The organism is Shewanella pealeana ATCC 700345, from assembly GCF_000018285.1.
Classification (GTDB): Bacteria; Pseudomonadota; Gammaproteobacteria; order Enterobacterales; family Shewanellaceae; genus Shewanella; species Shewanella pealeana.
Window position 1 is genome coordinate 773473 of record NC_009901.1, and the last position, 15633, is coordinate 789105.

Consider the following 15633-nt stretch of genomic DNA (forward strand, 5'->3'; position numbering starts at 1 on the left):
GTTTTTATATTGAACGCTACCATTTAAGGTGATTTAATGAACAGGTTGTTCATGTTCATCAAGGAGTTAGCTTCTTTAAAAGTGAATGGAACGCTTTTAAAGGTGTTAATTCGCAGTTTACCGTCTTTAATTGGTAAAGCCTGTGGCAGGTTTTTTTATGCTTGATAATGAAGGCTGCTGCTTGCTGTAACGTTATTAAACCAATGCACTTTAACCAATGCACTTTAACCAAAGCACTTCAACAAAAGCCCTGTGGATTATGGAATATGAGCAGACTTCGTACCTTTCGTAGCCGAATTTTATCGCAAATGGCGCTGCCTCTTATCGCCATTATGGCAGCGGTATTTAGTGTCAATGCTTGGTTTAATTATCAAGATGAAGAGCAAGACATTTACCAATACATTGGTCAGAAAGCAGAGGGGGCAGCTCTACGTTTACAGCATTTGTTAGTCACTGCAGAAACCGATACCCGTTCATTTTCCGAGTTCTTGACTGAGATGAGCAGTCGTGAAGAGCTTGCCGATAAAGATAAGTTGCAACTTCTATTAACTCAACGCCTCGAACGCCATGCTGATTTCTATGGCAGTGCTATCGCGTTTCAAAAGCACTTTATTCCAGGTCGTGAGCTGTATGCACCCTATGTTTATCGAGATAAAACTAACATTGGTATGATGGATATCGGCGCCGAAGGTTACGATTACACAACCGGTGAGTGGGACTGGTGGAGCCGCGCCATCGACGATATCAGGGGCTATTGGACTCCCCCCTATCTCGATGAGGGCGCGGGTAATGTATTAATGGTCAGTTTCTCGCAGCCGTTTGGTGATACACGACCTTTTACGGGCGTGGTTACCGTCGATCTGGCGTTAAACTCCATTCCGCAGATGGTGGGAGTATCGGCTAAGCGGATCGTGGTAATTGATGATAATGGCCAGCTCATCTACCATGCCAATAATCGCTTGCTGCTTGAGAGTAGCGCCGATAAATGGCTGTCTCAATCTAAGCAAAACCAGGATTTCATTGACTTAGTTAACCGAGGTAAGCCGGGCTACTCCTATATAGAAGATAGCGCAGGTGGCAAATACCTTGCCAGTGTTGGCGTAGTCCCTGCGCTGAATTGGCGGGTGGTGATCATGACATCTGAGGGGCTGCTTCATGGTGAATTTTTCCGTGATTTCACTGCCTTGAGCCTCAACCTGATATTACTTTCTATTCTGCTTCTACTGACTGGATATATCACCTCTAGGCGCTTGACCCGACCGATAGAAGAGCTAGAGGCGGGCATAGTTGCTTTTGGTGCTGGGGAGACGAAGCGGATTGCAAAGCCCCGCGGAGCGGCGAGTGAGATAGCCACCTTAACCGATAAGTTTAACGAAATGGCTGAGGTGCTAGAGGAGCGAGAGGCGGCGTTGCTGGATTCTCGCGGTAATCGCTTCGCAAAGTTAATTGATGGCATGAGTGATAAGTCTTTCTATTGCTCTGTTGCCCCCGATGGCTTGCTGGATCAGGTGAGTGATGGCGTCGAGAAGGTGTTGGGAGTCGCACCGGAGCTTCTTAAGCGCAAATATCAGAGGATGTTTTCTGACAATCCCATCAACGAGCTTAATTGGCAGTATATGGACAGGGCGTTGCTAGGGGAAAATGTGCCACCGCACCAGATTGAGATGCTCGATGGCTTCGGTAAGCTCCGGCGCTTAGATGTGTTTATGCAGCCTTTGCTATCTGATAATCAACAACTGCTCTCCATCGAGATGTTATTTAATGATGTGACCGAACAGTTTTCTGCCGTTGCTTGGTCAAACGCCGTGCTTGAGTCTGCGCCTGAGGCGATGCTGATTGTCGAAGAGTCGGGACAGTTAGTGTTTACCAACAGTCGTTGTCAGCGGCTGTTTGGCTACGATGAGCAGCAGATGTTGGCGATGTCGGTGGACGAGTTAGTGCCGGAAGCCGTTAGAGAGCAACATGCGGATCTACGAGCTCAGTTTGTGGCAGAGGGACAAGATCGCAAGATGGGGCTAGGGAAATCGTTAAAGGCTCGTAAGAGCGATGGTGGCGAGTTTCCGGTGGAGATCTGTCTAGGTCTACTGCCAATTGCTGATGATGGTCAGCGTCAGGTGGCCGCAACGGTTAGAGATATGACCCTTGAGCTTGAGATTGCCCAGCAGATCAAAGATAGCGAGAGTCGCTTTCGAGGCTTAGTGGCTAATATTCCTGGCGCTGTCTACCGCACTCGCGTTGGCGATAGCTGGGTGATGGAGTATATCAGCAGCAATATCAGCGATATTACAGGGTTCCCTGCATCAGACTTTATTGAAAATAGTCATCGTAGCTTTGCCAGTTTAATCATCGAGCAAGATCTGGCGGCAACCACACAAGCCATAGAGCAGGCACTTTTAAAACAAAAGAGCTTCGAAGTGCAGTATCGCATCAAGCACAGAGATGGCAGCATCCATTGGGTGCATGAAAAAGGCAAGGCTATCTACAATGATGATGGGGTGGCGCTCTGGTTTGATGGCAGCATAAATGACATCACCAGCAGCAAGTTGGCCCAAGAGAAGATCGCCCAATCTCAACAGCAGTTAGAGACGATCACCGAGTCGATCCCCAGCACGGTTTATCAGCTGCATTGGTGCAATAACAAGGATCGCACCTTTACCTTCCTATCCAGCGCCTGTATTACGACCTTAGGTTTTCACCGTGACGAAGTGATGAGTAATTTTGACTTGGTTGCTGAGTGTATTATTAGTGAGGAGCGCTCACATATTATCGAGGCGCTGTCGGGTAAGAGCAGTAAAGGTCTACAGTGGACCGAAGAGTTTAGATATCGCCATCCTATCGGTGATATCCGCTGGCTACAGGCGGGGGCTCAGGGAGATCTTCAGGCCGATGGCTGCATTATCTGGAACGGTTACTTGATGGATATCACCGACCGTAAACAGATAGATATGGATCTTGAAGATCGCGAGGCGCACTTCAGGGCGCTGTTCGATAATGCCGGCATCGGTATCGTCAATGTCGATGAGCGTGGCAACATTCTCGATTGTAATGAGCAGTTTAGTCTGTATATGCAAACCGATGTTGCTCATTTAAAGAGCCGTTCTTTCTTCGATTTTCAACACAATGATGATCGTGATAAAGCCAGGAGCGTATTTGCCAAACTCATCGAAGGTGGCAGTGACAATATACTCACCGAGCTGAGACTGCTTAATCAGTCTGGTGAGTGTATGTGGATGGATATCACCCTGACTAAACTACAAGATAAACACGGTAAGTTAACCTCTGTGGTGCTGTCGATGGCTAATATCACCTCGCTAAAGCAACTTTCGGTGGCACTTAAACAGGCTAAGGATAGCGCGGATGCGGCCAATCAAGCCAAGAGTGACTTCTTGGCCAATATGTCCCATGAAATCCGTACTCCGATGAATGCCATCATAGGCATGTCGCAACTCTGCTTACAGACCGAGTTGGATGCAAAACAGCAAAACTATATACAGAAAATAGATAGAGCCTCTAAGTCTCTACTTGGCATTATTAATGATATTTTAGATTTTTCTAAGATAGAGGCGGGCAAGTTAGATATCGAGTCTGTCGATTTCCAGCTCGATACTCTCCTTGAAGATCTCAGCGATATGTTTTCGGTCAAGGCGAGTGATAAGCGTCTCGAGCTACTCTTTGCCGTTGCCCCCAATATTCCAAGACATTTGCTAGGCGATCCACTGCGTCTAAGTCAGGTGCTGATCAATCTAATGAATAATGCCATCAAGTTTACCGAGCAGGGCGAGGTGCTGCTGTCGATTAGTCAGTTAGAGCGCGTCGAAGATGACATAGTGCTTAGATTTAGCGTCCGCGATAACGGTATTGGTCTCACTGAGGAGCAGCGTAACCGACTGTTTAAGTCCTTTAGCCAAGCTGATACCTCAACCACCCGAAAATATGGTGGAACGGGATTAGGCCTTGCCATCAGTAAGCAGCTAGTAGAGCTAATGGGAGGGGAGATAGGGGTTGAAAGTCAGTTTGGTAATGGCAGTACCTTTTTCTTTAGTGTGAGGCTGAAGGTTGCCGATAATAAGCTGTTAAAGGTTAAACATGAGATCGAAGGGATGCGAATCTTAGTGGCCGATGATAACGCAACCGCCCGCGATATTCTGCGCACGACTCTTGAGAGTATGGGTTTTGTAGTGGATGCAGTTAAGAGTGGTAGCGATGCCATCGAGCGTTGCCAACATACTCACTATCCGGTTGCCCTTATCGACTGGCAGATGCCGGAGATGAACGGACTTGAGGCGGCCGAGGTCATTTTTGCTGAGCAAGAGACTCCCCCTAAGGTGTTGATCGTATCGGCCCATGCCAATGCTGAATTTCTCGAACAGATTGAGCGCAGTGGCATCGCGGGTTACATCACTAAGCCTATCAGCGCCTCGCGACTGCTGGACGGAATTATGTCCTCGCTTGGGAAAAACGGCACCATGGCGGTTAGGCGTCAGGGAGCCGATATCAGCCAAGAGCTATTAGGCCAGTTACAGGGCAAGCGAATTTTGCTGGTGGAAGACAATGACATGAATCAAGAGGTCGCGACCGAGTTTCTTGAGCAGGTCGGTGTGGTGTTGTCCATTGCTGATAATGGCCAGATAGCACTGGAGAAGTTGGCGATGCAAAGCTTCGATCTGGTATTGATGGATTGTCAGATGCCTGTGATGGACGGTTATCAGGCGACACGAGAGCTAAGAAAGCTCCCCGGATTGGCTAATCTACCTGTAATTGCGATGACGGCGAATGCGATGGCGGGAGACAGGGAGATGTGTCTAGATGCAGGCATGAACGACCATATTGCTAAGCCAATCGAAGTGTCCTTACTCTACAGCCGACTACTGCAATACCTTGGAGATGGCTCAAAGAGTGTATTGCCGTCCGATCTTCAAGCGCAGCAGACCCAAGAGCTGCTGTTTTGGCCGCAACATGAGGCGCTTGATATCGACAAAGGTCTGCAATTAGTACAGAACTCTGTGCGGCTTTATCGGCGGATCTTTGAGCGTTTCTACAGTGGTAAGCGCCATATCGCCGAGGATATTGAGTCAGCGCTTAGCCAAGGTAAAACCGATGACGCCATACGTTATGCTCACACGCTTAAAGGGGTGTCAGGTAACTTATGCTCGCCTGATTTAGTGAGCCTGGCAGCTCAAGTTGAGGCTAAGCTTATTGACTCATCGACGGCGGATGTGAGCGATGAAGTAGCTAAAATCGCCGAGTTAACAGTATCGATATGTGCGGCGATTGCAGACTGGATGCATCATCTAGATAGCAATGACCGAGATGAGAGTGCTGATGACAAAAAGCCGCAGATGTCAGAGCCTGAGCTGCAACAGGCGGTGAGTGAGCTGTTACAGATGCTAGAGGAGGCAGACTCAGATGCTGTCGATAAAATGAGTGAGATAAGGGAGCGGGTCTCTGAATCGTTATGGAAAAAGATGAGTCCGGCGGTAGCCATGGTCAATAGCTATCAGTTTGATCAAGCAGTCGACTTGATCCATGCTCTGTTTAATGCAGGCTCACCAACCAAAGACTGACGTTAACCAGAAATGGATGTTAACTAGAGGCAGATTAAGCAGCGATGAGCTAAGGCCGTTAGATTAGAAAAAGGCTCGCATCGCTTAGCTATACTTGATGTTGTTATCGAGAGTGAGAACTGAAAGGAGAATCGGTTTAATGGATAAGGCCACCGTTTTAGTTGTGGATGATACCCCTGAGAATATTGATATTTTGGTTGGGATCTTAGGCGGCGATTATAAGGTTAAGGTGGCAATTGATGGTCCTAAAGCCTTGGCGCTAGCCAGTAAAAGTTCACCGGATCTTATATTGCTGGATGTGATGATGCCGGGGATGAATGGCTATGAGGTGTGTAAGCGACTCAAACAGGAGCCGTTAACCAACCATATTCCGGTTATTTTTGTTACCGCCCTTACTGAGGTGGCCGATGAGACCCAGGGGTTTGAGCTTGGCGCCGTCGATTACATTACCAAACCCGTTAGTGCGCCAGTGGTTAAGGCTCGGGTTAAGACCCATTTAGCCCTATATGATCAGAAACGCCTACTCGAGCAGCAAGTTAAGGCACGCACCAAGGAGCTAGAGGAAACTCGCTTCGAGATCATTCGTCGTCTTGGTCGCGCCGCCGAATATAAAGATAATGAAACGGGCTTACATGTGGTGAGAATGAGCCACTATGCGCGTTTGTTAGCTATGCAGTCGGGTCTGCCTGAGCATTACTGCGAGCTTATCTATAACGCCGCGCCTATGCATGATATCGGCAAAATTGGCACGCCAGACTCTATCTTGAAGAAGCCTGCTAGTTTGGATGATAACGAATGGGACGAGATGCAGCGCCATGCTGAAATCGGCGCCGAGATCATAGGTGAGCATAATGATCCGCTATTAGAAATGGCTCGCCGAATCGCACTGACTCATCATGAGAAGTGGGATGGCAGTGGTTACCCTTATGGTTTATCCGGTGAAGATATCCCTATTGATGGCCGCATTGTGGCGATTGCCGACGTGTTCGATGCCTTAACCTCGATTCGTCCCTATAAAAAGGCGTGGACGATTGAGGCGACCATGGCTTTAATAGAGGATGAGTCGGGTAAGCATTTCGATCCAGAGTTGGTGAAGCATTTTAAGCTGATTATCGATGAGGTGACCAAGGTTCGCGATGCCCATAATGAGTCGGGGTAGTCAGAGTCAGTGACTCTGGATAACTCTGAATTATTTGAGCTGAAACTAGCTGAAAACAAAAAGGCGCGGTAAGCGCCTTTTCTGTTTTAAGCCAAAGCAGCAACAGGTTTAATCTTGATCTTCTAGAGAATAAGGCAAGGCAATCAGTGTTAGCTCTGAGCTTTCATCACCGGCTACTCTAAGCTTGGCATCAAGCTGAGTATCGTTAGCCAGTACGGCTGTTAATAACACTTGGCCATCACGTTGAACCGCCTCGATGATGGTACCTGCGCGGCGGAATCCTTCACCGTCTTCCAACGCTATTTCGAGTTGGCTGTCGGCTGTGAGTGGCGCTGATACTTTGCCGCTAACAATATACAGTGCGCGCTTATTACCACCACGGTACTTCATACGAGCCACTGTCTCTTGCCCCATGTAGCAGCCTTTATTGAAGCTGATACCATTCACAGCCTGTACGTTACACATCTGCGGTACAAACTGGCCTTGATGGCTGGCTCCTAGGTTTGGGTAACCCGCTAGGATCTCCAGTGTTTGCCATGCACTTGCATCAAAGATAGGTTGTTCGATTTTAGCGATAAATGCGTCAGCATGTGTCTTGTCGATAGCCACAATATAACGACCCGCATCATGGAGGATTATGCCGCCATCGATTAATGTTAGCTCTGCACTCAGCTCACCAAACTGCGCCGTTAGCCAAGCATTTGCTTGCTCGCCTGCAACGCCAAGCAGTAACCAAGCATCACTGATATCGGCTAATTCTGCTTTGCTAAATACCGCATACTTTTGCAGTTGTGGTAAATCTAATGCCAAGGTGTCTTTTGGCATCATAATGAAAAGGGTGTCATCTTTAGCGAAGGTTCTAAAGCTGGCTAGCATCTTACCTTTAGGATCGCAGTGCGCGCCCCAGCGCCATTGGTCATTTTCTAGTGAGCTGATATCTGTGGTGACTTGGCCGTGAATAAAGCTGCGACCCTGCTCGCCAGTGACAGAGATTAAACCTAAGTGAGATAATTGTGAAAAAAGCAGCTCAGGCTGTTGTCCATTAAGAGGCCAAGATGGCTGAGAAGTTGACAGCGTCATAAGAGGATCCAAGAGTTAAATCAAAGAGGGTAATGATTGTACCGCTAAATTGATACTGCGCAAGCGCAGCAGTTCAAACTATTGCTGCCCACCAATACCAATCAGTATAAAGATTTGGTCGCTCAGCGAGAGTTTAGCGGCACTGAGACAAGGCAACGAGTGAAGAGCATAGTTAAACTAGGTTTAAGCTCCCTCTTTGTTTATTAAGAGTCGCAGTATCAGAGCCGCTAAAACTCGCCATTCTGGAGCGTTTTTGGCTGCCTACTTCTACGTTGAACAACTTCACAAGGGAACAACCATTCTTTCAGTTATTCACCTTGAATTAGTTTGCCAAAAAACGCTCTGAGTAGATCAACTTCTTATACTGATTGGTATAAGAGATAAAAAATAAAGGCCGTATAAAGTGAATTATACGGCCTTATTTTATGGCTGATTATATCGGCTTTGCATCACTAAAATATCAGTGAAGCAGGCGAGTTCTAATCGTGCCTTCAATCGCTTGCATCTCGACAAGCGCTTCATCAGCCTTATCAGAATCGACTTCCATTACTACGTAACCAATTTCAGCGGTGGTCTGTAGATACTGAGCAGCAATGTTGATGCCTTTTTCTGCAAATGCCGAGTTAATCTGGATAAGAATACCCGGACGGTTACGATGAATATGCAGTAAGCGCGACGTACCAGAGTGTTGAGCGAGCGACACTTCAGGGAAGTTAACCGCCGTCATAGTTGAACCATTGTCTGAGTATTTAGCTAGCTTACCCGCAACTTCGATACCGATATTTTCCTGTGCTTCCGCCGTGCTGCCGCCAACATGTGGGGTCAGTAGCACGTTATCTAGGCCGCGGAGTGGGCTAAGGAATTCGTCATCATTCGACTTTGGCTCAACAGGGAATACGTCAATTGCCGCGCCCGCCAGATGTTCCTCTTTTAATGAGGCGGCTAGAGCGTCGATATCGACCACAGTACCGCGAGAGGCATTGATCAGAATGCTGCCTTTACGCATGCTGGCCAGTTCTTCGTGACCTATCATCTCTTTTGTCTGTGCTGTTTCTGGTACGTGCAAACTGACTACATCGGCAATCGATAGCAGTTGCTGTAGTGAGTGTACTTGCTGGGCGTTACCTAGCGGTAGCTTATCTTCAATATCGAAGAACACAACGCGCATACCAAGTGTTTCAGCAAGAATACCAAGCTGGGTACCAATATGGCCGTAGCCGATAACACCTAATGTTTTACCGCGAGCTTCAAAGCTACCTGAAGCGCTCTTTAGCCAGCCGCCGCGATGAGCCAAAGCATTACGCTGCGGGATCCCGCGCAGTAACATGATGATTTCGCCCAATACCAGCTCAGCTACGCTGCGCGTATTTGAGAATGGTGCGTTGAATACTGGGATCCCCAGTTTTTCAGCCGCTGCGAGACTGACTTGGTTGGTGCCGATACAGAAACAACCAATACCAACGAGTTTGTCGGCTTGGGATAATACTTCTTCAGTCAATTGGGTACGGGAGCGGATACCAATGAAGTGTGCATCTTTTACAGCAGCGTGTAATTCATCTTCTGCTAGTGATGCTTTGTGATATTCAATGTTGGTGTAACCCGCACGTTCAAACACATCTACCGCAGATTGGTGGACGCCTTCCAACAGCAGGATCTTAATTCTATCCTTGTCCAGCGAGTGTTTCGCCATGATTTATGTACCCTTTTAGTTTATTTGTATTATGTATACTTAATGCCACCGCAGAGACGACTAAACTCTACGTTGTAGGAGTGGTTTGGGTATAGACTGTCAATGTACTAAGGACTGCAAAGCTTCTACAACTGAAATTTACTTCGAAAGCGTAACAGAGGTAACAAAGTAGCACTTTTTTTTGAGGCTGTGGAGGGCTAGATGGCTAAAGTGTTTATTCTGAATTTAGAACAATATCTTATATGGGGGAGATATTTTGAATAAAAGAGCTGCTTGGCTAGTGATATTCTTCGCTGTCTTGATCTGGTCAGGGATAAATCCTAAAGATCAATTTACCTGGTTTTTAGAGGTGGCACCGGCGTTAATTGCCCTGCCTATTTTAATCTACACCCGTAATAGCTTCACTCTGACCAGTTTAGCTTATGGTTTGATCTTGATTCACTGCATTATCTTGATGGTGGGCGGGCATTACACCTATGCCGAAGTACCGCTGTTCGATTGGATTAGCGATTGGACCGGAGGCGAGCGTAACAACTACGACAAGGTCGGGCACTTTGCCCAAGGCTTTATTCCGACTATTTTGGCGCGCGAGGTGTTTATTCGCTTGAGTGTGGTTAAAGTCGGCGCTTGGTGTAACTTCTTAGCTATCTGTTTTGCTTTAGCATTCTCTGCTTTTTACGAACTCATTGAATGGTGGGTTGCGGAGCTTACAGGCGAAGATGCAGAGGCATTTTTAGGCACCCAAGGCTATGTGTGGGACACGCAATCGGATATGGCTATGGCGTTAGTTGGGGCGATTTCGGCAGTCCTTCTCCTCAGTCGTTTGCATGATAAGGCACTGAGGGAAAAGCTTAATCTCGCCAAGCTATGATAAGCTTGCTGACCATAGGAATAACGACCTTAGTCTAGGTCGATATGCGCCATTTTTCAGAGTAAACGAGACACAACAAGTATCTCCTAGCACGAACAAAAGTACGAAAAATAATAAACAGTAATTTATGCCGGATGGTATAGCTACTTAGACCACAAGCTCTGATGTTTTCTCAGATTCATCTCTGAATTAACCTCTGAGCTTGTTCTACTTAGTGTATAGGCAAAACTTTTCAGGGAGAAAAGTGATGAGTAAAATTGATGAGGTTATCTTTCTTCATCAGGTGGCATCTCCTTGCCACTTAGCTATTCTTGCGGAGTCAATTGGACTGAAAACGCAGGTTATCTCTAACGTAGAACAGCTTGACCCCAATAGTCACAGTAACTGCTTTTATCTTGTCTCTCAGCAAGGTGCAGCACTGGATATTAATGGTATTCCGCTGGTGGCGAGTCAATTAGTTAAGCATGTTCCTGTGGCGCTTTATCAAGTCGAACGTGAAGGTCTATCTGCAGAAGCCGCGCTGCTTCAGGGGATCCGTGGTCTACTGTTTAATAACGAGCGTATGGATCTGCTACTAACGGGATTACGTAAGATGCTTAGCGATGAGCTATGGTTCGACAGACCATTAATGAGCAAAGTATTGCGCCAACTTGTCAATAAGATGGGCATTTCTGAATCTTTAACAAGTGAGGCCTCCGAATCACTCGAGGGACTAACCAATCGTGAGAAAACCATCATTCAATTGGTGTCCAGTGGCGCACGTAACAAAGAGATAGCCGATAAGCTGTGTATTAGTGAGCATACGGTAAAGGCGCATATTTCCTCTATATTCAGAAAAACCCAAGCCAGAAACCGTGTAGAACTATTGCGCTGGGCACAGTCATTTGAAAGCCAACTTAATTTATATGAATTAAGTCACTAACCAGCATATATAGCCATTTATTCACCACTTTAAAGCAATGTTGGCCATAGCTTTTTTGTATAGCTAATAGGCATAGCTTTTACGATAGCTCTGAATATAGCTTTGAAGTGTGTGAGTCAGCTAATCATGCCTACTTGGAGTTTTAGCTGCAGTAAATCGTATTTGAATATGCAGATTTGAGTGTTCTATCTTGCCCAATCGCTAGTTATCTTCCCTTATCATTACGCCAATTTTTTACAGAACTCAGCATTTTTAATCTCGGTTTAATTATTAACCGTTTAAATGTAGCGTGATTTATAGCTGTTTTAGCTATAAATGAGTCTTTGGTGATGAATTACTCAAATAGCATTCATTATTAAAGTTATAAACTTTCAGTTTTGTAATCATTCGATCTGATTTTGGCCATCGAGAGCATCTACCTCACCATTTTAAAGCGGTACTAATTTTGCCTCTTATGTTGCGCAGGGTGCGCAAAGGTGGCGCTCTTGTTGGCTTGGTGTTTTAATCATGTTTTGCTTATATTGATATATTATTGCTCCCACCTGATCTCACCACCTATGACGACTCAAGGCGATAAAAACTTTGTTTATCTTCGCCAAAAACAGCCAAATCCCTTGCGACAAAATTGCGTCTGTATACACTGCGCTCATATCAAGACTTTAACGGTAATAAATGTATGGAAGTTTTCATCAGTTTGTTCGGCATGCTTTGTCTTATGGGCTTAGCGGTTGCACTATCAGAAAATAGAAAAGCAATTAATCCTAGAACCGTACTCGGTGCGTTAGCATTTCAAGTCGCCTTTGGTGCATTTGTTATGTATGTGCCTATGGGGCAGGCGGTGCTTGATGGCGCATCAAATGGCGTGATGCACGTTATTGGTTACGCTAACGAAGGCTTAGCTTTCTTGTTTGGTGACCTCGCGAAGTTTGGTGTTGGCTTTATCTTTGTGATTAACGTGCTATTTGTGGTGGTCTTCATCAGCGCATTAATCGCCGTACTTTATTACCTTGGCATCATGCAGTTGGTTATTGGCCTGATTGGTGGCGGCTTATCTAAGCTACTGGGTTCAAGCCGTGCAGAATCGCTATCTGCGACAGCCAATATCTTTGTTGGCCCAATTGAAGCCCCTTCAATGGTACGTCCCTTTGTTAAGCACATGACTCGCTCTGAGCTATTCGCAGTAATGACTGGTGGTTTGGCATCAGTTGCGGGTGGCACCATGATTGGTTACATCCAGATGGGGGTTGACGTTAAATACGTGCTAACCGCCGCCTTTATGACGGCGCCTGCGGGCCTGCTATTTGCTAAGTTGATGTGGCCAGAAACTGAAACGCCACAAAACGACATCAAGAAAGTGATGGACGATGTGGCAGACAAACCAGCAAACGTACTCGACGCAGCAGCCAGCGGCGCAGCTATGGGAATGCAGCAAGTATTGTCAGTGTCTGCGTTGCTATTAGCATTCGTGGCTCTTATCGCCATGGTTAACGGTATGCTTGGCGGCATCGGCGGCTGGTTTGGTATTGAAGACCTGACGATGCAGGCTATCTTAGGTTATATCTTGGCACCACTTGCTTGGGTGATGGGTGTACCTTGGAGCGAAGCGACTCAGGCTGCTTCATTTATCGGCCAGAAGATGGTGATCAATGAATTTGTAGCCTATATAGACTTCTTAAAAGTATCCGACCAGCTATCAGAAAAGACCCAAATTATCATCAGTTTTGCCCTGTGTGGCTTCGCTAACATCGGCTCATTAGCCATGGTGATTGGTGGTTTAGCGGCGCTTTGCCCTGAACGTCGTCACGACTTAAGTGCACTAGGTATGAAGGCGTTAATAGCTGCTGCTCTAGCTAACTTAATGAGCGGTACCATTGCAGGCTTACTTTATAGCTTAGCGGGTTAATTTTCCCATAAGCTTAGTTTGAAATCGTAGTATTTTTTATAAGAGTACTTGTTTACTAGCGCAAACAAGTACTCAACTTTTTAAGGAAGTATCATGACTCCACATATCAATGCCGAAAACGGCGCGTTTGCTAAAACTGTCCTAATGCCTGGCGATCCGCTACGAGCGAAATATATTGCCGACAACTTTTTAGAAAACGCTGTGCTTGTGACTGACGTGCGCAACATGTTGGGTTACACCGGCGAATACAAGGGCAAGAAGATCTCTGTTATGGGATCTGGCATGGGTATTCCATCTATCTCTATTTACGCCAAAGAGCTAATCACTGAGTACGGTGTTGAAAACATTATCCGTATCGGCTCATGTGGCGCGGTAAGCGACAAGATTAAGTTGATGGATGTTGTAATGGCGATGGGCGCGAGCACAGATTCTGCCGTTAACAGAACTCGCTTTGCCAACACTGACTTTGCCATGATTGCTGACTTTAACTTACTTAAGCGTGCTGCAGACTCTGCTGAGAAGTTAGGTGCTAGCTACCACGTAGGTAACTTGTACTCTTCAGACTTGTTCTACTGTGCTGACGAGAGCCGTTACGACTTGATGGAGAAGTACGGAATTTTAGGCGTCGAGATGGAAGCGGCTGGCCTTTATGGCGTAGCAACTGAGTTTGGTGCTAACGCATTGGCTATGATGACGGTAACCGATCACCTACGCCAAGGTTTACACCTAACGGCTGAAGAGCGTCAGCAAACGCTTAATGACATGATTAAGCTCACGTTAGATGCCGTTGAAGACCTTCTTTAATAAAGGGTTAAGCTTGATAAGATAGGCTGCGCGACTATTTAGCAAGAAATTCGAACAGCTTATCTCTTTACCCTCTGGCCCGCGATTATGCACACTAAGTTGGACGCCTCTTTAGCGTAATCGACAAAAAAAATTTAAGTATTCTCGCGGGCCAACTCTGCTTTACCTTTCCTCAAGCGCTAGCTCCATAGCGTATGAATATCTATTGATATAAAAGTAATCACTAATGTAGGACCAGTTGAGCCATGCTCAGCCCATACCTGTTTCAAGATCTTGTCTGACAAAGTAGACTGTGGCCAATATCAAGGATCTGTAGCTGTAATCAGTAACAGTCATTCACAGTCAACAATAATATTAGTGGAAGTTAAATATGTCGATTTGGTTTAAGCCAGTAACTCTTGAAGTGTGTGCGAAAATGGATGCGGGTATGCATGGTAAAGGCACCTTGATGCAGACGCTTGGGATAACTATTACCGAGATTGGTGATGATTATATGAAGGCGACCATGCCGGCGACCCCTGCAGTACATAATCCCCTAGGCATAGTTCACGGCGGCGCCAATGTTGCACTGGCAGAAACCGTAGCAAGTTACGCGGCGAATTTCGCGGTCGATTTTGAAAACTATTACTGTGTTGGCCAAGAGATCAACGCCAATCACTTGAAAGCCTCACGTAATGGCACTCTTACCGCCACAGCTAAAGCGGTACACCTGGGCAAGCGTAGTTCAGTTTGGGAGGTGCTTATTCATAACAGCGCTGGCGAGCTGTGTTGTATTTCTCGCATGACGGCAGCCATAGTCAAGCGTTAGAGCTAAGCGTTAGAGTTAAACAGTTAAACATTAGTGTTTAACTGTTTTGATAGTGTGCACCAAGCGGTTGTGGCTGCTGTATTTGATTTATCCTTCCCCTGACGGCTACAGTGGTTAAGCGTTAATACTGTGGTCAATTTCAGGGATTAAGAGCGCTCAAGTCGGAGCAACTTTATTTAGCTAAGGCCTGTTTTATTGGCTAACTTTTGCTCATACTTACCCCATAACTTTTATCAGTCTAGGCGTTGCTTAGGCCGAGTATCGATAATTAGGAGTGCGGATGGATAACGCAACAATATGGGAGTGGGTCGGATACCTAGCGTCAGTCGTCGTCGCAATATCCTTGATGATGTCTAACATCAAAAAATTACGTTGGTGGAACCTAGTTGGCGCCGCATTATTCGTGGCTTACGGACTGGCAATCGACGCGATCCCAGTGGCTCTGGTTAACTTTTTTATCGTACTGATTGATGCCTATTATTTGGTTAAGCTTTATAAGGCTGAAGCAAAAATGAGCGAAAAGACAGAATTGTAAAGCTTGTTGCTAAGGAGGAATCTTCGATTACCTCCTTTTTGGCCGTTCTACATAGCGTTAAATAGCTCACTTTTAAAAAAAACAGTATATTCCATTACTATTCGTATACTTAGTTAGTGCGTATAACTTACAAGGTGATTACCTGGTAGCGATTAAGTCTGAACATTTTATTTATTGATACGCATCAATAATACCAAATTAAATCAACATTACTCTCCAAGCCTCTAATTGAATTGAAGTTTATTTCTCTAGATTCGCTCGCAATCTTTTAATCTGTAATTGCGTTTAGAGTTATCG

Annotated in this window: 10 protein-coding genes; 8 read left to right on the top strand and 2 right to left on the bottom strand. The window is 46.0% G+C overall.

Going from position 1 to position 15633, the window contains the following annotated elements; genetic code table 11:
* Positions 1-266 precede the first annotated feature (266 nt).
* Entirely contained in the window at positions 267-5564 is a 5298-nt protein-coding gene (locus tag SPEA_RS03325) for a PAS domain S-box protein (RefSeq protein WP_012153894.1), read from the top strand.
* 139 nt (positions 5565-5703) lie between these two features.
* A complete protein-coding gene (locus SPEA_RS03330) occupies positions 5704-6723 on the top strand; it encodes a response regulator (protein WP_012153895.1) in 1020 nt (339 codons plus the stop codon).
* Positions 6724-6831: 108 nt separating this feature from the next.
* Here SPEA_RS03330 and ygfZ read toward each other — a convergent pair whose 3' ends face one another.
* Positions 6832-7803 carry a tRNA-modifying protein YgfZ gene (gene ygfZ / locus SPEA_RS03335; RefSeq protein ID WP_012153896.1) on the bottom strand — a complete coding sequence of 324 codons (972 nt, stop codon included), beginning with the start codon at positions 7801-7803 and terminating at the stop codon, positions 6832-6834.
* Between the two features lie 460 nt (positions 7804-8263).
* A complete protein-coding gene (gene serA / locus SPEA_RS03340; RefSeq protein WP_012153897.1) occupies positions 8264-9493 on the bottom strand; it encodes a phosphoglycerate dehydrogenase in 1230 nt (409 codons plus the stop codon).
* A gap of 256 nt (positions 9494-9749) precedes the next feature.
* Here serA and SPEA_RS03345 point away from each other — a divergent pair, with 256 nt between their 5' ends.
* The 6 genes from SPEA_RS03345 (at position 9750) to SPEA_RS03370 (ending at position 15336) form a co-directional block, all read left to right on the top strand.
* A complete protein-coding gene (locus SPEA_RS03345; protein ID WP_012153898.1) occupies positions 9750-10364 on the top strand; it encodes a DUF2238 domain-containing protein in 615 nt (204 codons plus the stop codon).
* 247 nt (positions 10365-10611) lie between these two features.
* Positions 10612-11286 (top strand): helix-turn-helix transcriptional regulator, encoded by a 675-nt coding sequence (locus tag SPEA_RS03350; protein WP_012153899.1) that lies wholly within the window; start codon positions 10612-10614, stop codon positions 11284-11286.
* Between the two features lie 676 nt (positions 11287-11962).
* Positions 11963-13189 carry a NupC/NupG family nucleoside CNT transporter gene (locus tag SPEA_RS03355; protein WP_012153900.1) on the top strand — a complete coding sequence of 409 codons (1227 nt, stop codon included), beginning with the start codon at positions 11963-11965 and terminating at the stop codon, positions 13187-13189.
* A gap of 90 nt (positions 13190-13279) precedes the next feature.
* Positions 13280-13993 carry a purine-nucleoside phosphorylase gene (gene deoD, locus SPEA_RS03360; protein WP_223296599.1) on the top strand — a complete coding sequence of 238 codons (714 nt, stop codon included), beginning with the start codon at positions 13280-13282 and terminating at the stop codon, positions 13991-13993.
* A gap of 370 nt (positions 13994-14363) precedes the next feature.
* Positions 14364-14801, top strand: coding sequence for a PaaI family thioesterase (locus SPEA_RS03365; RefSeq protein WP_012153902.1), 438 nt, complete (start codon positions 14364-14366; stop codon positions 14799-14801).
* Positions 14802-15081: 280 nt separating this feature from the next.
* Positions 15082-15336, top strand: coding sequence for a YgjV family protein (locus SPEA_RS03370; protein ID WP_012153903.1), 255 nt, complete (start codon positions 15082-15084; stop codon positions 15334-15336).
* Positions 15337-15633 lie beyond the last annotated feature (297 nt).